Raw genomic sequence first — 17,427 nt, 5'->3', positions numbered from 1 at the left:
AGCCATTGGATCGCAAAGCTCGGCGGTAAGCTGATGGTTAGGGCACCTTTCTCACTTCTTTCCAGAACTTTATCTGTCGCTTCGGCCAGTGAAGAGAAGATATCTTTGATATCAAGGAAATAACTTTGACCTTCCTCGGTGAGCAGTAACGAGCGATTTCGGCGACGAAACAGTTTCAAGCCGAGAAACTCTTCCAGCGCTTTAATCTGGTGGCTCACTGCCGCTTGAGTCACAAACAACTCTTCGGCAGCACGGGTAAAGCTCAAATGACGTGCGGCGGCCTCGAACACTTTTAATGAGTTCAAAGGGGGCAATCTTCTGGACATTAGGGTCGCCTCTATATGGATTAGTTTTTTTAATCTGAAACATTATAAATTGTCCATTGCCTGACGACTAGAGAAATTCTATATTTCTCACCGCACCAAGAGCCTGAACGGCTTGATATTTCGGTATCAATTGGCTTCTTGTTGCGATGTTGTGTTTGCAAACTCGAATTTCGAGTTCGGTAGTATTCTACCCGCTTTGATAACTATCAAAGCGCATACTTCCTGTATTTATTTTGACCTGTCTGTCAAATTTTTTAGCACCGCCTTATGGCGGTGTTTTTTTATGCCCTGTATTCGTGTTCTTCAGACAATAACGGCTTAACGCTTCCTTATCTGCTCATTTACCCAGTCAAACAAAAACGCGCAGCGTGAGACAACTCAGGCTGCGCGTTTATAGGGTTTAAAAAACCACTATGGGCGATAGACTTTGACGTTACTAAAGCCTTGCTCTTGCAAGTAGAGCGCTTGTAAGCGACTCATCACCCCACGCTCACAGTAAAGCAGATACGTGTGCGACTGATCGAGATCGCCAAATTGCGTGGCTAGCTTGTAGAACGGGATGTGCTTAACCTCAACACCCTCTATTTCTAATGGCTTATCGTCTTCCTCTTCTGGACTACGAATATCCAAAACCACTGCGTGATCTTCCACCGCTTGAACTTGCTCAACTTCAGGCGCCGCTAGCTCTGTCTCTTTCGCAATATCTCGGATATCCATTTGACGCGCTTCGCGCACCACTTGCTCAAGAATATCAAAGTTGAAGTTGGCCTCTTCCGCTTCTAGCTTGCCTTTCACCGCTTTGACGGTTGGCTTTTTAGAGATCACCCCACAATATTCTGGCATGGTCTTAGCGAAATCTTCGGTGCCGATGTTACGCGCTAGGTTGATGATGTCTTCTTTGTCCCAGTTGATCAGCGGACGAAGAATCAAGGTATCGGTCACGCCGTCAATATGACGCAGGTTGGTTAAGGTTTGGCTTGATACTTGGCCGAGCGCCTCACCTGTGACCAAGGCCTGAATACCAAACTTCTCAGCAATCATACCGGCTGCGCGCATAAACATACGCTTTAGCACCACGCCCATTTGACCATCGTCGACCTTTTCCAAGATCTCTGCGACCACAGGTTCAAAATCGACCGAAATAAAGCGCACTTTGGCCGACGATCCGTATTTATTCCACAAGTAGTAAGAGACTTGTTTAACGCCGATTTCATGCGCCGGACCGCCCAAGTTAAAGAAGCAGTAATGCACTTTTGAGCCACGCTTGATGTGCAGGTAGCTAGAAACACCGGAATCAAAACCACCTGAAATCAGGCTCAGCACATCTTCTTGCGTCCCTAATGGGAAGCCGCCCAAGCCTTTGTGGCGTGCGATCACTTGGTTAAGTTTGTCGCCTGCGACTTCAACCTTGACTGTTACATCTGGGTTTTGCAGCTTAACGCTGGCACTTTCCACCGCTTGGTTAAGGCCACCACCGACATAGCGTTCCAGTTCGATAGAGGTGAAATCATGCTTACCACGACGCTTTGCGCGCACCACGAACGTCTTACCTTCAATGTTGGGGCGATTAAGTTCTAGCACTTGCTCGTAGATGTCGTGCAAGTCTTTAAACTCTGACTGCTTAACCTCTAAGACATGATGAATGCCCGGCGTGTGCGTCAACACTTCGATGGTTTCGTTGTAGTACTTATCAGACTCGGAGGTCACTTCGATGTGATCACGACGGTTAAATACCGCTACAGACTCCGTTCGGCTTTTGATAATGTTGCGAATATTACACTCTAGAATCTTGGTGAAGCGCTTGCGCACCGATTCACTTTTTACGAAGATTTCTGGATGGGGCTTAACGATAAATTTCATAGTTCACTTCACAAGTTCTGTTTCGCACATAAATAGAGGTTAGCCTTAACGCGTTGCGCTGGCTAAGGGCGCAAGATTATACACGAATGAGTGCGCATAAAAAAGACGAGCCATCGCTCGCCTTTTGACCATTCTCGATGACGCTAAGTTTCCGCCTCTCGAATCGCGCTTTTATCCTAACTGTTTTTGCCCTGACTACTTTTGCTTACTTTTGCTTTAGCTTAGTTGTCCAGTACAGGCACTTCATCGCTGAGCAGGGCTTCCCCTTGCAAGATGCTGATTTCAACTCGGCGATTGCGTGAGCGCTGCGCTTCGGTGTCATTAGGTCCGAGCGGCTGAGTATCCGCCATACCACGCACTTCTAAACGGCTATGGTCAAACCCTCTCACACGTTCCATTTCCTGTGCTACTGATACCGCACGCTGAGCGGACAGATCCCAGTTCGAGCGGTAGAGCTCCGAATCCAACCTTTGGTTGTCCGTATGGCCAGAGACGCGCACCACACCAGGAATGTCTTTAACAAGATCCGCTATCTGGCGCACTAAAGGACGAAACTTAGGCTGCAAGAAGGCAGAACCTTCAGGGAAGGCACCTTTTTCACGAATTCGGATATCGATTTGTTGGCCAAGATTTTCTACCTCAATCGCCCCTTGCTCAATTTCACGTTCTAGCGCTTTCTTGATACTTTCCATCAAGGTTTCAAGCTCTTGCGACTTCTCTGCCGATTGCTGTTGTTCGTTGTCTGATTCAGAGTTCTGGTTGTCTTCCGTTGACGTGTCGGGTGATTTACCGCCAGTCAGCTTGCCTTTGTCACGTTGGGTTCCCCCGGCGCGATCGGACTCGCCTTCATGAAACTCCAGCGTTTGCTGAGTGATGTCGATGGTTTGCTGCATGATGACGTCAATCGGCGTTGGTTCAGGTCGACCTGGTCTGAACTCTTGAGCAATGATACTGGTCCCCTTCGGGATGTCTTTCACTTCCAAGCGGTTCTGTACACCAAACGCAAACTTCATTGATCCCGCGATCTGTTTGAACTTCAGTACGTCCATTTCAGAGAATGACAACAGCAGTACGAAGAAACACATGAGCAGCGACATCAAGTCGGCAAACGTCCCCATCCACAAGGGCAAACCAGGTGGCGGACATTTGCAATCGTTCTCATCGTCCATCTTTATTCCTTACTCGTTATCGACGTCAAGGGCACGCTTACCTTCATTGAGGTAATTTTTCAGATAGCTGTCGATAACACGAGGGTTTTGACCGTCTTGAATAGCCAGTACGCCATCCATGATCAAGCGACGGTTTAACTTCTCTTGTTCTCGGCGTAGGGAGAGTTTGTCGGCAATTGGGAAGAACACCATGTTAGACAAGATCGCACCGTACAGCGTTGTCAACAACGCCACCGCCATAGCAGGACCGATCGCTTTAGGATCGTCCATGTTCGACAGCATCGCCACCAGACCGACCAAGGTACCAATCATGCCCATCGCCGGCGCTACGTCACCAAAGGCGCGAAATACGCTGGTACCAAATTCATGTCGTTCGTCCGTCAAGGAGATGTCTTTTTGTAACGCGGCGCGCACGACATCGGCGTCATGACCGTCAACCAATAAGTCGATGCCCTTTTGCATGAAACTGTTGGTGATTTCCATCTCTTCGAGTGCAAGGAAGCCACCTTTACGAGCAGCGTCAGCCATTTCGACCACTTTAGCGATGAGATCTTCTGGCTCGTCCACCTTGAACATGAAGGCTTTGCCAGCAATCTTCGCCGCGCCAAAGAATTGCCCCATGGTAAACTTCATCAGTACAACAAAGGTCGAACCGCCGACCACGATCAATATCGATGTAACATCGATAAACATCATGATGCTTCCGCCAAGTATCATGGCCATGATGACGAAGGCAAATCCGCCAAGCAATCCCAAAAGCGTTGCTAAATCCACAAAGCACTCCTCATGCTAACTCCAAGCTTCTACCAAATTATATCGGCAACATGTTCAGATCTTTAGTTTTTTATAAGTTGCGCGTCACAACATCCATCTTTGCTTGACCGGAGCCACCGCGCAAGCTCGATTTTTCTGACAAATTTACTCGGTTAAATTTGACCATCATTGGCGGCTAAGGTAACTTTCGTCCATCTTTACAAATGTAGAAAAGTTATGGCGAGCAAGAAACCCGAAAATATGACATTCGAGGCAACAATTGAAGAACTGGATACAATTGTTGCAAATTTAGAGAATGGCGATTTGTCGCTCGACGACGCATTAAAGAAATTCGAACGCGGAATCACTCTTGCTCGTGCTGGTCAAGCTAAATTGAGCGATGCAGAACAACGTGTCAGCCTGCTACTTCGTAATGACGATGACGCGCCGCTCGTTGATTTTGATGCCCAGCCTGAATAACGGTTTTAGAAGATTCTCCTATGATTGAGGCCTTAACCTCTCTTCAACAGCGCAACAACGCTCAGCTGCAAGCTTGGCTCGATAGCTACCCACACCAGCATCTTCCGCTACTGGAGGCCATGCGCTATGGCTTACTGCTCGGTGGAAAACGCGCGCGACCTTTTTTAGTGTACATCACCGGCCAGATGCTCGGATGTGAGTTGGAATCATTGGACACGCCCGCAGCGGCGGTGGAATGTATCCACGCTTATTCCTTGATTCATGACGACCTACCCGCGATGGATGACGATGAGCTTCGCCGTGGCCAACCGACTTGCCACATTAAGTTCGACGAAGCGACCGCGGTGCTCACGGGTGATGCATTGCAAACGCTCGCCTTTACCATTTTAGCGCAAGGCCCATTACACCCTGAGGCCGAAAGTCTACGTATAAAGATGGTACAGGAGTTGGCGAATGCCTCGGGCGCCAATGGTATGTGTTTAGGTCAAGCGTTGGATTTAGCAGCGGAAAATCGCGCCGTGTCTCTTGAGGAGCTCGAAACCATCCATCGGAACAAGACGGGGGCACTGATGAAGTCTGCAATTCGTCTTGGCGCCCTCGCCGCCGGTGAACGAGGAGTCGAGGTACTGCCACATCTTGATCGTTACGCCGATGCCATTGGGCTGGCGTTTCAAGTCCAAGATGACATTTTGGACATCATCAGTGATACGCAAACGCTCGGCAAACCGCAAGGCTCAGACCAAGCGCTCAACAAAAGTACCTATCCCGCTTTGCTAGGATTAGAGGGAGCCATAAACAAAGCTCACACTCTGTTTAATGAGGCGCTTCAAGCATTGGAAGCGATCCCCTACAATACAGAATTACTGGAAGAGTTCGCCCGATATGTCATCGAGCGCAAGAACTAACACTATAAGCGCGCATAACTATGACTCTTGATATTTCAAAGTATCCGACACTTGCACTGGCTGACACGCCGCAGGAGCTACGCTCGCTGCCGAAAGATGTGCTGCCAGCGTTGTGTGACGAGCTACGCACCTACTTACTCAACTCGGTGAGCCAATCGAGTGGTCACCTTGCCTCCGGCCTTGGTACGGTAGAACTCACGGTCGCTTTACACTATGTCTACAATACGCCATTTGACAAGTTGATTTGGGACGTGGGTCATCAAGCTTACCCGCACAAGATTCTGACGGGTCGCCGTGAGCAAATGCCAACTATTCGTCAAAAAGACGGACTGCACCCCTTTCCTTGGCGTGAAGAGAGTGAGTATGACACCCTCTCTGTCGGACACTCATCCACATCGATCAGTGCTGCGCTCGGCATGGCGATCAGCGCTGGGCGTGAAGGGAAAGATCGTAAAGTCGTTAGTGTAATTGGTGATGGTGCCATCACCGCAGGTATGGCGTTTGAAGCGATGAACCACGCCGGTGACGTTCACCCTGACATGCTGGTGATCCTCAACGACAATGAAATGTCCATTTCAGAAAACGTTGGTGCACTTAACAACCATCTTGCGCAAGTGTTGTCTGGCAGCTTGTACACCTCGATTCGTGAGGGGGGCAAAAAAGTCCTCTCTGGCGTGCCGCCGATTAAAGAGCTGGTTCGTCGTACCGAAGAGCATCTAAAAGGCATGGTGGTACCAGGGACTCTGTTTGAGGAGCTGGGCTTTAACTACATTGGTCCTGTTGACGGCCATGACGTTAATGAACTAGTGAAAACGCTAAAAAACATGCGCGAACTCAGTGGGCCACAGTTTTTGCATATCATGACCAAAAAAGGCAAAGGTTATGAGCCCGCAGAAAAAGATCCCATCGGTTATCACGGTGTACCTAAATTTGATCCAAGCCACAGCTCGCTGCCAAAAAGCAGCGGCGGTAAGCCGACATTCTCAAAAATCTTCGGTGACTTCCTGTGTGACATGGCGGCCATCGACCCGAAATTGATGGCCATCACGCCAGCCATGCGCGAAGGCTCTGGCATGGTGCGCTTCTCTAAAGAGTTCCCCAAACAGTATTTCGACGTTGCGATCGCAGAGCAGCATGCTGTGACCTTAGCAACGGGCATGGCGATTGCAGGCAATCACCCTATTGTCGCGATCTACTCGACCTTCTTGCAGCGCGGTTACGATCAACTGATTCATGACGTCGCGATCATGGACTTGCCCGTCATGTTTGCCATCGATCGCGCCGGTCTGGTGGGCGCTGACGGTCAGACCCACCAAGGGGCATTTGACTTAAGCTTTATGCGTTGCATTCCGAATATGGTCATCATGGCGCCGAGTGATGAGAATGAATGCCGACAAATGCTTTACACCGGCCATCAGCATCAAGGTCCTAGTGCCGTTCGTTATCCGAGAGGCAGCGGCATGGGCGTTGAGATTGAAACCGAGTTCACGGCACTGGAGATCGGTAAAGGGCGAGTGGTTCGTCAATCTCGCCACTCTCAAGAGGGCCCGAGTGTCGCTATCTTGAGTTTTGGTACCTTCCTTGCGAACGCACTCGAGGCGGCTGAGGGCCTAGATGCCACAGTTGCTGACATGCGCTTTGTTAAACCGCTTGATGAAGCTCTGATTCTTGAACTGGCAGCGCAACACGATGTGCTGGTTACCATTGAAGAAAACGCGATTGCGGGCGGCGCAGGTGCAGGCGTGATTGAGTTCATGATGAAGAATAAGCTACTCAAACCTGTGCTTAACCTGGGTTTACCGGATGAGTTTATTGCTCAAGGTACACAAGAAGAGTTGCATCAAGAGCTTGGCCTAGATGCAAAGGGCATAGAGCGCGCGATTCGCGATTATCTTGCTTGCTAAGCGCGTACTTTACCATTTAACGCACTTGCCCTAACAATTCAAGTCATAAAAAGAGCGCAGACCCAGTCTGCGCTCTTTGCGTTTGTGTTCTCATCAATCCGTTAAGCGTTCGAGCGGCCAAGACATCGACGCCATGATCCTCAGCCAACACTCATCGACTGGCGCAACGATGGTGATGGGCTCTTGGGTATAAGGATGAACAAAACTCAACCGCGAGGCATGCAGCATCAACCTGTGTGCATCAAAGACGTCACGAAACAATCGATTATGCTTACCATCACCATGTGTAGTATCACCGACGATAGGGTGCCTCAGGTGGGCCATATGGCGTCTAAGCTGGTGCTTGCGACCGGTAAGAGGCTTTAACTCCATTAACGCGTAGCGAGACGTAGGGAACAGTCCTGTGGAATAAGACACCTCCGCTGTTGCCAGTGGACGATAATCGGTAATGGCCTCTTGCGCTTCCTTTTCTTGGCTCGCGAACTTGTCGGCGATTTTATCCAACTCTAACTTAAGCGCGTAGTCGAGGCGAGCCGCCTCATGAATCCAACCGCGCACAACGGCATGGTACGTTTTCTCCATTTGATGTTCAGCGAACATCGACATCGCCTCTGCTGCCACTTCACTGGACAACGCAAACATCAGCACGCCCGATGTTGGTCTATCTAAGCGATGAAGAGGAAATACATGCTGACCAATTTGATCGCGAAGCGTCTGCATCACAAATTGCGTTTCGTGCTTATCCAACCAGCTGCGGTGTACCAACATACCCGCAGGCTTATTGACCGCGACAAAATACGCATCTTGGTAAAGAATCTCTAGCGTCATTGACACACCTCATCCACCTGTCTTATCAGTTCAAGCAACGGCTGATAGTCGCTGTTTGACTGCCAACACTGCTCAAAATAGGGCGCGATAGCAAAACCGCTCGGAAGAGGCTCACCGTTCTCGATCATTGCGGTCATTTTGTCGACAAAGATCCATTGAAGCCAAGCTTCAGGAGCAAGCTTATCCATCGCAAAGGGCTGTGCGCTCACAAGTTGTGACTCATCAGGTCGAGTATGTTGCCAAAGTTGTAATGCTTGCAGTTGCGCTTGAATAGACGCAAACAAGGTGAGCAATTGTTGTTGCTGTGTCATAAACCTAAACGTGAAACCTTGAAATTAATGATAAGAGTACCATTTATAGAGGAAAGAAAGTTAGGACAATTCATCGATGGATACCATTCACTCACTCACTGACCTGCTGAAAAACAGCCATTGCGACTACCGTGTCTACGATTTAGGCCGTCGCATCAGCGTCATTGATGCTCAGACATTTTCTGATGTGGAACAAGGACAGAAACCCTACCCTTACCCACTTCAACGTAAAGCACACCTCGCGATCGCCTATTGGAATGAACACAAGCAACCTTGGATTTGGTTTTTAAAATTCGAGTTGGATGAGCGCGGCTTGTTTCAACAATCGGACATTGGCCAATTTATTAAATACGTCATCGAGGCGATGGGCTCACGCTTAAATCAAGAGATGAGTGAGGAGCAGCAACAGAAGCTATCCAACAACCCCTATACGTTCAAACCCAGCGATGACAAAATGGCGGTTTTCCATAGTCAAATTCGTGCCGAGCTCGACCTTCCTTGTAGTCAGTACTATGAACACGCGCAACACTATTTCTCAGGTGGATTAGGTTTTGAACAGTGGCAGACTGTCGGGCTTCAAGGCATCAGTGATATGTGCGCACGTCTAGGACGTGACCAAAATGGCGTGCATATATGTAAGTCCCTCACATCGCTGCCTAGCCAGCCCCTGTATGCTCTGCTTGGGGTGCTCGAACATACGTCACCACTACCAAGCAAATTAGCCGAGCGACTCAGTGAAATGGCGCACAAGGAGATGGAGGCCAAAACGCCGGATCTGTTTTTGCTCTCCGCACTGACTCGCGCGTTATCGGGCAGTCACCATCAACTGAGTCACCGCTTGGTTAAAACCCTCTTAGCCTCTCCGCTGCTCAGTCATCAAGAAGTGCTCATCGCTATTGCTGGCCGCTGCTGGCACTGGCTGTCAGATCAAGACATCGCTGAGCAGTTCTTGCTGCGACTGGCGCAAACTGGTAATCAAACACTCTTTAATCAGCTGTTTGCCGATCTGGTGATGCTCCCTGAGCTGCGTATGGTCCTGCTGCCGTTGCTCCACACCAGCCCCTCCCCAGAGTTGGCTCAAGCGCTGCTGAACCTTCAGAAAGCGACCAAAGCCGAGTAGAAAAGAGGGCGTATGATTGACAACTTGCTGGCCATCCTGGCACTGAGCTTTGGCTGTTTTATTTTTTGGCAACATCGTCGTCAGGCCGAGATCGCCAAAGCAATCGCCATACGTAAGTGCGACCAATTAGGCTTACAGCTCTTAAGTGTGGCGCTAGATGGACACAAACTAAAAACGCCACAAGGTCAGTGGCGTTGGCATACGATTTACCTGTTTGAATTTTCGTCGCTTGGTGACGACTGTTATCAAGGAAAGATCACCATGCAAGGGTTTCACCTGCGTGATATCTGGTTAGAGCCACATCGCCTGTAGACGCACAAAGGATTAAACACGCAGGGCCGCTAGACTAACGTCCGTAGGCAAAAGCATCGATAGGAAAAAGCGTGGAATAAGAAAAGCCCCGATACTTACGTATCGGGGCTATAGTCTTACTCGCAGCAGTCCGGCTACAAAAGGTGCTCCATGCATCTTCCTTAATAGTGACTGTGATCCGTCAGTCTCTTCCTACTTCGCCATCCTAGCGGTGTCCTGTTTGTCCTTTGTGCTAACCTTCCCCGTTAGCGCTCATCACTTGTTCCTTGAGCGGTGTCCTTGGCATCTTCCTGATGCTGTCCTGCCTCATCCTAGAGGGGTCCATTTCGTTCCTTGATCGCTAATGTCCTATCAGCGAAACCGTGTCCGTACGGCTATCCTAGCATCCTGCGCGATTGTCCATCCTGGCCAATCTCTCTTCATCCTGAAGAGTGCAATACGTGCTGTTTCCTGTTCCGTGTCAGCATCCTTCCGACAGGGATTAATTTACGTGATTGACGATTTTGGACAAGTCTGATGGTCATTTCTTTTATGTTTACAACTCATAAACAACACAAATAATCGAATACTATCAAACAGTTATATTTCACTATTGATATAAGAGCTAGCAAAATGACGAATTTTTCTCACACTCTTTGTGCGAGATCTCGCACACGCAATTACCAAATTTTCTATTCGTTTTCTTCATCGTCGACGAGTATCATGTGATCGATTACACACAAGGAGTCACTATGCTTACTCAGGATGTTAGCCAAGAGCTCAAACAAGTATTAGAACAACTCAGCCAAGAAGGCAAAGAGCCGACGGTTGCCTTGGTCAAAGCCCGGCTTTCTACTCCCATTCCCATGCCAGCGCTGATCACAACGATTAAAAGCTGGAAATCGTCACAGCGCGTACCAAAAGTTGAAGTCGCGGCAAAGCCGCCGCTTGAAGAAGATCGCGTTGCTCAACTTGAGCAGCAAGTACGCGAGCTCACCGCCCGATTAGCAGCAATTGAAGCGAAGCTAGGCTAATAATCCAACGAGCCCGACAAATAAAAAGGCTTGGCATTTCACTGCCAAGCCTTTGTTTGTATACGTTAGCGCAATGCTAAGATTACCAGCCCGTCACTTCGCGGAGACCTTTACCGATCTCAGCCAGTGATTTCACCGTCTTAACACCTGCCGCTTCAAGTGCAGCAAATTTATCTTCCGCTGTTCCTTTACCACCTGAAATGATCGCACCCGCGTGGCCCATACGTTTGCCAGGAGGCGCAGTGACACCCGCGATGTAAGAAACAACTGGCTTAGTGACGTTTTCTTTGATGTACGCCGCCGCTTCTTCTTCCGCAGTACCGCCGATCTCACCGATCATGACAATCGCTTCCGTTTCAGGGTCTTCTTGGAACAATTTCAGGATATCAATGAAGTTTGAACCTGGAATTGGGTCGCCGCCGATACCCACACATGTTGACTGACCAAAGCCTTCGTCTGTCGTCTGCTTAACCGCTTCGTAAGTAAGCGTGCCAGAACGAGACACAATACCGACTTTACCCTTCTTATGAATGTGACCCGGCATGATACCGATCTTGCATTCGTCAGGAGTAATAACGCCTGGACAGTTTGGACCAATCATGCGAACGCCAGTTTCTTCCAACTTCACTTTCACTTCGATCATGTCCGTGGTTGGGATGCCTTCGGTAATGGTAACGATAAGCTCAATACCCGCGTCGATCGCTTCTAAGATCGCGTCTTTACAGAAAGGTGCTGGTACATAAATCACAGTGGCTGTTGCGCCTGTCGCCTCAACGGCTTCACGTACGGTATTGAATACCGGTAGGCCGAGGTGAGTTTGGCCACCTTTGCCCGGAGAAACGCCACCGACCATTTGCGTGCCGTAAGCAATCGCTTGTTCAGAGTGGAAAGTGCCTTGACCGCCGGTGAAACCCTGACAAATTACTTTGGTGTCTTTGTTAATTAGTACAGACATTATTTGCCCTCCGCAGCAGCAACAACTTTCTGAGCTGCGTCGGTAAGCGACTCAGCTGCAATGATATCAACATCAGAATTCGCAAGCACTTCACGACCGAGATCGGCGTTTGTACCTTCTAAACGAACCACAACCGGTACGTTTACACCTACTTCTTTAACCGCACCGATGATGCCTTCTGCGATCATGTCACAGCGCACGATACCACCAAAAATGTTGACGAGTACGGCTTTAACATTGTCATCAGATAAGATGATCTTAAAGGCTTCAGCAACACGCTCTTTCGTCGCGCCGCCACCCACATCTAGGAAGTTTGCAGGCTTGCCACCATGTAGGTTAACGATATCCATCGTACCCATCGCTAGGCCAGCACCATTGACCATACAGCCAACGTTACCATCAAGTGCAACGTAGTTTAGCTCCCACTGAGCAGCGTGTGCTTCACGCTCATCTTCTTGTGAAGGATCGTGCATTTCACGCAGTTTAGGCTGACGGTAAAGTGCGTTGGAGTCGATGTTAATCTTACCGTCCAAGCAAAGCAGGCTGCCTTCACCGGTAATCACCAACGGGTTGATCTCAAGCAGAGCAAGATCATATTGAGAGAACATAGTGCCAAGACCCATAAAGATCTTCACAAATTGTTTAATTTGGTCACCTTCAAGGCCAAGTTTGAAGGCAAGTTCACGGCCTTGATAAGCTTGAGGGCCAACCAATGGGTCAATCGCCGCTTTGTGGATCAGTTCTGGCGTTTCTTCTGCCACTTTCTCGATTTCCACACCGCCTTCGGTTGAGGCCATGAATACGATTTTACGACTTGCTCGGTCGACAACTGCGCCAAGGTAGAGTTCATTGGCGATGTTAGACGCTTCTTCAACCAAGATCTTAGTAACCGGCTGGCCATTCGCATCAGTTTGGTAAGTCACTAGGTTCTTACCTAGCCACTTTTGCGCAAACTCTTTTACGCCGTCTTTGGTTTCGTGCAGTTCTACACCGCCCGCTTTACCACGTCCACCCGCGTGAACCTGACATTTGACTACTTTCTTGGTTGTCGAAATTCGACCGGCTGCTTCGTACGCTTCTTGAGGCGTGCTGCACGCGTAACCTTTAGGTACAGGCAAACCGAATTCTGCAAACAGCTGTTTGGCTTGATATTCATGCAAATTCATTTTGATATTCCGTTTATGTTCCCTTAAGGGATTATTATTTCCATAACGTCGCAGCGAACTGCATTACGTCTGTAGGGTCTTCTCAAATCAACCGCATATCTCGTTACCGACACTGCGATTCAAATGAAGGCCAGACAGTTGAGCGAGTCTAGCCTTTGAAACTTTAGACGTCTAGCTATCTAAGACAGCTAGACGTTTCAGCGATATTAAACGTCCAATAACAGACGTGCTGGATCTTCCAGTAGCTCTTTGATGGTCACTAGGAAGCCAACGGATTCACGGCCGTCAATCAGACGGTGGTCGTATGAAAGCGCGAGATACATCATCGGCAAGATCTCGACTTTGCCATCCACCGCCATTGGACGATCTTGAATTTTATGCATACCCAAGATTGCTGACTGAGGTGGGTTGATGATTGGCGTTGACATCAATGACCCAAATACACCACCGTTAGTGATAGTGAAGTTACCGCCCATCAATTCGTCGACCGTCAACTTGCCATCACGACCTTTAATCGCAAGCTCTTTGATGCCTTTCTCGATATCTGCAAAGCCTAGGGTGTCACAGTCTTTCAATACTGGCGTCACTAAGCCACGTGGCGTCGATACCGCCATGCTGATGTCGAAGTAGTTGTGGTAAACGATATCGTCACCATCGATTGACGCATTCACTTCTGGGAAACGCTTCAACGCTTCCGTCACCGCTTTGACGTAGAAAGACATAAAGCCAAGGCGAGTGCCGTGGCGCTCTTCGAACTGATCTTTGTACTGTTTACGCAGGTCCATGATAGGTTTCATGTTCACTTCGTTAAACGTTGTCAGCATCGCGGTGTTGTTCTTCGCTTCCAGTAGACGGTTAGCCACTGTCTTACGAAGACGCGTCATAGGCACACGTTTTTGGCTACGTGCCGCTGCTGGCGCTTCAACGGCTGCAGGCGCTGCCGCTTGAGGTGCTGCTTTCGCGTTCGCAAGGTGCGCTTCAACATCTTCACGCGTGATGCGACCACCTACGCCCGTGCCTTTGACTTGGCTCGCTTCAAGGCCATGCTCACCGAGCAGGCGACGCACTGCTGGGCTAAGTGCATCGTTGCTTTCTTCGCTCAATGACGCCTTGTGACGCTTGTCTGGTGACGCTTCTGACGCTTCTGTTGTGTCAGTCGTTGGCTCACCGGCGACCGCACCTGGCTTAAGTTTGGCAAGAAGCTGCTTCGAGAGCACGGTTGCGCCTTCGACTTCAATAATGGCTTCAAGTACACCCGCTTCTGGCGCTGGGACTTCTAGAACCACTTTGTCCGTTTCAATATCCACCAACACCTCGTCACGCTCTACAACGTCACCAGGTTGTTTGTGCCACGTCGCGACCGTAGCGTCAGCAACAGATTCAGGTAAATCTGGAACCAGAATTTCAATTGTCATATCGGTTTCTTCCTTTAACTTCTAGTTCTTAATCCGAAGTTTTTGTATTCACGTTTAGCGCGTCTTCAACTAGCGCCTTTTGCTGTTTCAAGTGTACTGACATATAGCCGACCGCAGGAGATGCTGACGCAGGACGGCCCGCGTATTTAAGATCTGCGCCTTTCGGAATAGCAGCACGGAAGTTGTGTTGACTGCAGTACCAAGCCCCTTGGTTTTGTGGCTCTTCCTGACACCAGACAAAATCTTCCACGTTGGTGTATTGTTCGATAGCGGCTTTCACCTCTTCCAGCGGGAATGGGTAAAGCTGTTCGATGCGAACAATCGCGACGTCGTCTTGTTCATTGCTACGACGCTGCTCAAGTAGGTCAAAGTAGACCTTACCGGAACAGAACACGACACGTTTCACTTTGGCTGGCTCTAAGTTGTCGATTTCGCCAATTGCCGCTTGGAATGTGCCATCGGCCAATTCATCCATAGTAGACGTACACAAAGGATGACGCAGCAGCGACTTCGGAGACATCACAATCAGAGGACGACGCATCGGGCGAACCACTTGACGGCGAATCATGTGGTACACCTGAGCTGGCGTAGACGGCACAACCACTTGCATGTTTTGCTCTGCACATAGCTGTAGATAACGTTCTAGGCGCGCAGAAGAGTGCTCTGGTCCTTGACCTTCATAGCCGTGCGGCAACAACATCGTCAAACCACACAAACGGGCCCACTTCTGTTCACCTGACGAGATAAACTGGTCAATCACGACCTGCGCGCCGTTGGCAAAGTCACCAAACTGCGCTTCCCATAGCGTCAAGCCGCCCGGCTCAGCGGTCGCATAGCCATATTCAAAGGCAAGCACGGCTTCTTCAGACAGCACCGAGTCAAATACCTGGAACGGGCCTTGTTTGTCGTGGATGTTAGACAGTGGCACATACGTGCTGGCGTCCGCTTGGTTGTGCAGTACTGCATGACGGTGGAAGAAGGTGCCGCGACCTGAATCCTGACCGGAGATACGAATACGCTTACCATCGTCAACCAAGGTGGCATAGGCTAAGGTTTCAGCCATACCCCAGTCGACCGCTTTCTCACCGCTTAACATAGCTTGACGATCGTTGTAGAGCTTATTCACTCGGCTCTGGAGCTTGTGGCTCTCTGGGTACTGACAAATACGTTTGCCTAGTTCAAGCAGACGCGCTTTATCAAAGGTATTGCTCCACGGCATATCCCACTCGTGGCCAAGGTATGGAGACCAATCCACTGAGTGCAGAGCCATCGGGCGCCACTCTTTGACCACCACTTCACCACGATCAAGTGCATCACGGTATTCGTTGACCAGTTGCGTGGCCACGTCGATACCGAAATCACCGCGCTCCATCAACACATCGGCGTAGAGCTTACGTGGTGTGGGGTGCTTCTTAATTTTTTGATACATCAGCGGCTGAGTCGCGTTCGGCTCGTCCGCTTCGTTGTGACCGTGACGACGGTAACAAACCAGGTCAATCACCACATCGCGTTTGAATTCGTTACGGTAGTCAAGGGCGATACGCGTCACAAACGCCACCGCTTCTGGGTCGTCTGCGTTAACATGGAAGATCGGTGCTTGGACCATCTTAGCGATGTCCGTACAGTACATGGTTGAGCGCGTATCTCTTGGGTTAGACGTCGTAAAGCCGACTTGGTTGTTCACCACGATACGAACCGTACCACCCACTTGGAAGCCGCGTGCTTGAGACATGTTGAACGTCTCTGCCACAACACCTTGACCGGCAATCGCTGAGTCACCGTGAATGGTGATTGGCAAAACGGTACTGCCGTCTTTATCACCTAAACGGTCTTGACGTGCACGTACTGAGCCCATGACAACTGGGTTGACGATTTCAAGGTGAGACGGGTTAAAAGCAAGCGCGAGGTGGACATCACCACCTGGGGTAGCGAAGTCAGCAGAGAAACCTTGATGGTATTTCACATCACCCGTTCCCCATGTTTCGTCGTGTTTGCCCGCGAATTCATCAAACAAATCTTGTGGCTTTTTACCGAGCACGTTGACCAACATGTTCAAACGGCCACGGTGCGCCATACCAATCACGACTTCACGCATACCGCTTGATCCTGCGTGACGAATCAGCTCTTTGGTCATAGGGATTAGGGCATCCCCACCTTCGAGTGAGAAACGCTTCGCGCCAGGGAACTTCGCGCCAAGGTAACGCTCTAGGCCTTCCGCTGCGGTAAGCTCGTCAAGGAATGTTCGCTTCTCGTCTTGGCTGAACGTCGGCTGGCCGACGACCGACTCGAGACGTTGTTGAATCCAACGCTTTTGCTCGGTGTTGGTCATGTGCATGTATTCAGCACCCACTGAACCACAGTAGATTTTTTTCAGCGAGGAGTAGATGTCTTTCAACGGCATGGTCTCTTGACCAATAGCAAATGAACCTACGTTGAAGGATTCTTCTAGATCGTCTTCTGTGAGAGAGTGGAAAGCAGGATCAAGCTCAGCCACAGGTGGGCGCTGCCATAATCCTAGGGGGTCTAATTGAGCCGCTTCGTGTCCACGAAAGCGGTAAGCATTAATTAACTGAAGTACTTTTACTTGTTTAGCGTCGACATCTGGATCACTAACTTGGACATTGTAATGCTTTGTTTCTTGAGCGAGTCGTCGGAAGTAGTCACGGACACGCGAATGTGGCTGTTCAACCACTTCGTTGTCAGGCTTAGGCAAGCCATCGAACACGCGTTTCCACTCCTCACTTACCAGATCGGGATCACTTAGATACAGTTCGTAGAGGTCCTCTACATACGTTGCATTGGCGCCAGCCAAGTGTGAAGACTCGAGCCATGCCTTCATCACGCCGTTGTGCATATTTTCCCTTAACCAGTAGTTTTCACGTTTGCTTCGGTCTGCGCCGAGCTAATAAG

At 49.7% G+C, this 17,427-nt stretch carries 16 protein-coding genes; 6 read left to right on the top strand and 10 right to left on the bottom strand.

The genetic code is table 11. The features are described 5' to 3' along the window. The 4 genes from AC6R03_RS02585 to pomA form a co-directional block, all read right to left on the bottom strand. Window positions 1–326: LysR family transcriptional regulator (locus AC6R03_RS02585; protein WP_500653632.1), on the bottom strand; the 326-nt coding region annotated here is incomplete at its 3' end. Between the two features lie 411 nt (window positions 327–737). Further along, entirely contained in the window at window positions 738–2,186 is a 1,449-nt protein-coding gene (thiI, locus tag AC6R03_RS02580) for a tRNA uracil 4-sulfurtransferase ThiI (protein ID WP_500630649.1), read from the bottom strand. A 221-nt stretch (window positions 2,187–2,407) separates the two neighbouring features. Then, the gene (locus AC6R03_RS02575) at window positions 2,408–3,355 is read right to left on the bottom strand and encodes a flagellar motor protein MotB (RefSeq protein WP_500630650.1); all 948 of its coding nucleotides are present in this window, start codon (window positions 3,353–3,355) and stop codon (window positions 2,408–2,410) included. A gap of 9 nt (window positions 3,356–3,364) precedes the next feature. Next, a complete protein-coding gene (gene pomA, locus AC6R03_RS02570) occupies window positions 3,365–4,129 on the bottom strand; it encodes a flagellar motor protein PomA (RefSeq protein WP_334555215.1) in 765 nt (254 codons plus the stop codon). Between the two features lie 216 nt (window positions 4,130–4,345). On the opposite strand from pomA, the gene xseB reads away from it, so the two are divergent. From xseB to dxs, 3 genes are read left to right on the top strand one after another with little or no spacing between them, the layout of a single operon-like run. Beyond that, window positions 4,346–4,588 carry an exodeoxyribonuclease VII small subunit gene (gene xseB, locus AC6R03_RS02565; protein ID WP_500625971.1) on the top strand — a complete coding sequence of 81 codons (243 nt, stop codon included), beginning with the start codon at window positions 4,346–4,348 and terminating at the stop codon, window positions 4,586–4,588. Between the two features lie 20 nt (window positions 4,589–4,608). Next, window positions 4,609–5,493, top strand: a complete 885-nt coding sequence (gene ispA, locus AC6R03_RS02560; RefSeq protein WP_500630651.1) for a (2E,6E)-farnesyl diphosphate synthase — start codon at window positions 4,609–4,611, stop codon at window positions 5,491–5,493. Window positions 5,494–5,513: 20 nt separating this feature from the next. Continuing rightward, window positions 5,514–7,397 (top strand): 1-deoxy-D-xylulose-5-phosphate synthase, encoded by a 1,884-nt coding sequence (dxs, locus tag AC6R03_RS02555; RefSeq protein ID WP_500630652.1) that lies wholly within the window; start codon window positions 5,514–5,516, stop codon window positions 7,395–7,397. A gap of 93 nt (window positions 7,398–7,490) precedes the next feature. Here the strand turns inward: dxs and truC are convergent, their stop codons facing one another. Both truC and AC6R03_RS02545 read right to left on the bottom strand, forming a co-directional pair. Then, complete coding sequence (gene truC, locus AC6R03_RS02550; protein WP_500630653.1) at window positions 7,491–8,225, bottom strand: tRNA pseudouridine(65) synthase TruC; 735 nt, start codon at window positions 8,223–8,225, stop codon at window positions 7,491–7,493. After that, complete coding sequence (locus tag AC6R03_RS02545) at window positions 8,222–8,536, bottom strand: YqcC family protein (protein ID WP_487902606.1); 315 nt, start codon at window positions 8,534–8,536, stop codon at window positions 8,222–8,224. Before AC6R03_RS02545 ends, truC begins: the two co-directional genes overlap by 4 nt. Window positions 8,537–8,612: 76 nt before the next feature. On the opposite strand from AC6R03_RS02545, the gene AC6R03_RS02540 reads away from it, so the two are divergent. From AC6R03_RS02540 to AC6R03_RS02530, 3 genes are all read left to right on the top strand, one after another. Next, complete coding sequence (locus tag AC6R03_RS02540) at window positions 8,613–9,656, top strand: DUF3549 family protein (protein WP_500630654.1); 1,044 nt, start codon at window positions 8,613–8,615, stop codon at window positions 9,654–9,656. A gap of 12 nt (window positions 9,657–9,668) precedes the next feature. Beyond that, the gene (locus AC6R03_RS02535; RefSeq protein ID WP_334555208.1) at window positions 9,669–9,968 is read left to right on the top strand and encodes a DUF3301 domain-containing protein; all 300 of its coding nucleotides are present in this window, start codon (window positions 9,669–9,671) and stop codon (window positions 9,966–9,968) included. Between the two features lie 731 nt (window positions 9,969–10,699). Continuing rightward, window positions 10,700–10,981, top strand: a complete 282-nt coding sequence (locus tag AC6R03_RS02530; protein ID WP_500630655.1) for a hypothetical protein — start codon at window positions 10,700–10,702, stop codon at window positions 10,979–10,981. 82 nt (window positions 10,982–11,063) lie between these two features. Here the strand turns inward: AC6R03_RS02530 and sucD are convergent, their stop codons facing one another. From sucD to sucA, 4 genes are all read right to left on the bottom strand, one after another. Then, window positions 11,064–11,936 carry a succinate--CoA ligase subunit alpha gene (gene sucD / locus AC6R03_RS02525; RefSeq protein ID WP_500630656.1) on the bottom strand — a complete coding sequence of 291 codons (873 nt, stop codon included), beginning with the start codon at window positions 11,934–11,936 and terminating at the stop codon, window positions 11,064–11,066. Beyond that, window positions 11,936–13,102, bottom strand: a complete 1,167-nt coding sequence (gene sucC / locus AC6R03_RS02520; RefSeq protein WP_334555205.1) for an ADP-forming succinate--CoA ligase subunit beta — start codon at window positions 13,100–13,102, stop codon at window positions 11,936–11,938. The genes sucD and sucC overlap by 1 nt, the downstream gene beginning before the upstream one ends. 206 nt (window positions 13,103–13,308) lie before the next feature. Then, complete coding sequence (odhB, locus tag AC6R03_RS02515; RefSeq protein ID WP_334555204.1) at window positions 13,309–14,517, bottom strand: 2-oxoglutarate dehydrogenase complex dihydrolipoyllysine-residue succinyltransferase; 1,209 nt, start codon at window positions 14,515–14,517, stop codon at window positions 13,309–13,311. Between the two features lie 28 nt (window positions 14,518–14,545). Continuing rightward, a complete protein-coding gene (sucA, locus tag AC6R03_RS02510) occupies window positions 14,546–17,371 on the bottom strand; it encodes a 2-oxoglutarate dehydrogenase E1 component (RefSeq protein WP_500630657.1) in 2,826 nt (941 codons plus the stop codon). Window positions 17,372–17,427: the final 56 nt, after the last annotated feature.

Source organism: Vibrio sp. R10-SG-ISO4, assembly GCF_059834135.1.
This window is presented reverse-complemented; position numbering and strand designations above follow the sequence as displayed.

Excerpts from the sequence above, each read along its gene's own strand:
- thiI (WP_500630649.1), bottom strand. The coding sequence starts at position 2,186 with ATGAAATTTATCGTTAAGCCCCATCCAGAAATCTTCGTAAAAAGTGAA.
- AC6R03_RS02575 (WP_500630650.1), bottom strand. The coding sequence starts at position 3,355 with ATGGACGATGAGAACGATTGCAAATGTCCGCCACCTGGTTTGCCCTTG.
- xseB (WP_500625971.1), top strand. The coding sequence starts at position 4,346 with ATGGCGAGCAAGAAACCCGAAAATATGACATTCGAGGCAACAATTGAA.
- ispA (WP_500630651.1), top strand. The coding sequence starts at position 4,609 with ATGATTGAGGCCTTAACCTCTCTTCAACAGCGCAACAACGCTCAGCTG.
- dxs (WP_500630652.1), top strand. The coding sequence starts at position 5,514 with ATGACTCTTGATATTTCAAAGTATCCGACACTTGCACTGGCTGACACG.
- truC (WP_500630653.1), bottom strand. The coding sequence starts at position 8,225 with ATGACGCTAGAGATTCTTTACCAAGATGCGTATTTTGTCGCGGTCAAT.
- AC6R03_RS02545 (WP_487902606.1), bottom strand. The coding sequence starts at position 8,536 with ATGACACAGCAACAACAATTGCTCACCTTGTTTGCGTCTATTCAAGCG.
- AC6R03_RS02540 (WP_500630654.1), top strand. The coding sequence starts at position 8,613 with ATGGATACCATTCACTCACTCACTGACCTGCTGAAAAACAGCCATTGC.
- AC6R03_RS02535 (WP_334555208.1), top strand. The coding sequence starts at position 9,669 with ATGATTGACAACTTGCTGGCCATCCTGGCACTGAGCTTTGGCTGTTTT.
- AC6R03_RS02530 (WP_500630655.1), top strand. The coding sequence starts at position 10,700 with ATGCTTACTCAGGATGTTAGCCAAGAGCTCAAACAAGTATTAGAACAA.
- sucD (WP_500630656.1), bottom strand. The coding sequence starts at position 11,936 with ATGTCTGTACTAATTAACAAAGACACCAAAGTAATTTGTCAGGGTTTC.
- sucC (WP_334555205.1), bottom strand. The coding sequence starts at position 13,102 with ATGAATTTGCATGAATATCAAGCCAAACAGCTGTTTGCAGAATTCGGT.
- odhB (WP_334555204.1), bottom strand. The coding sequence starts at position 14,517 with ATGACAATTGAAATTCTGGTTCCAGATTTACCTGAATCTGTTGCTGAC.
- sucA (WP_500630657.1), bottom strand. The coding sequence starts at position 17,371 with ATGCACAACGGCGTGATGAAGGCATGGCTCGAGTCTTCACACTTGGCT.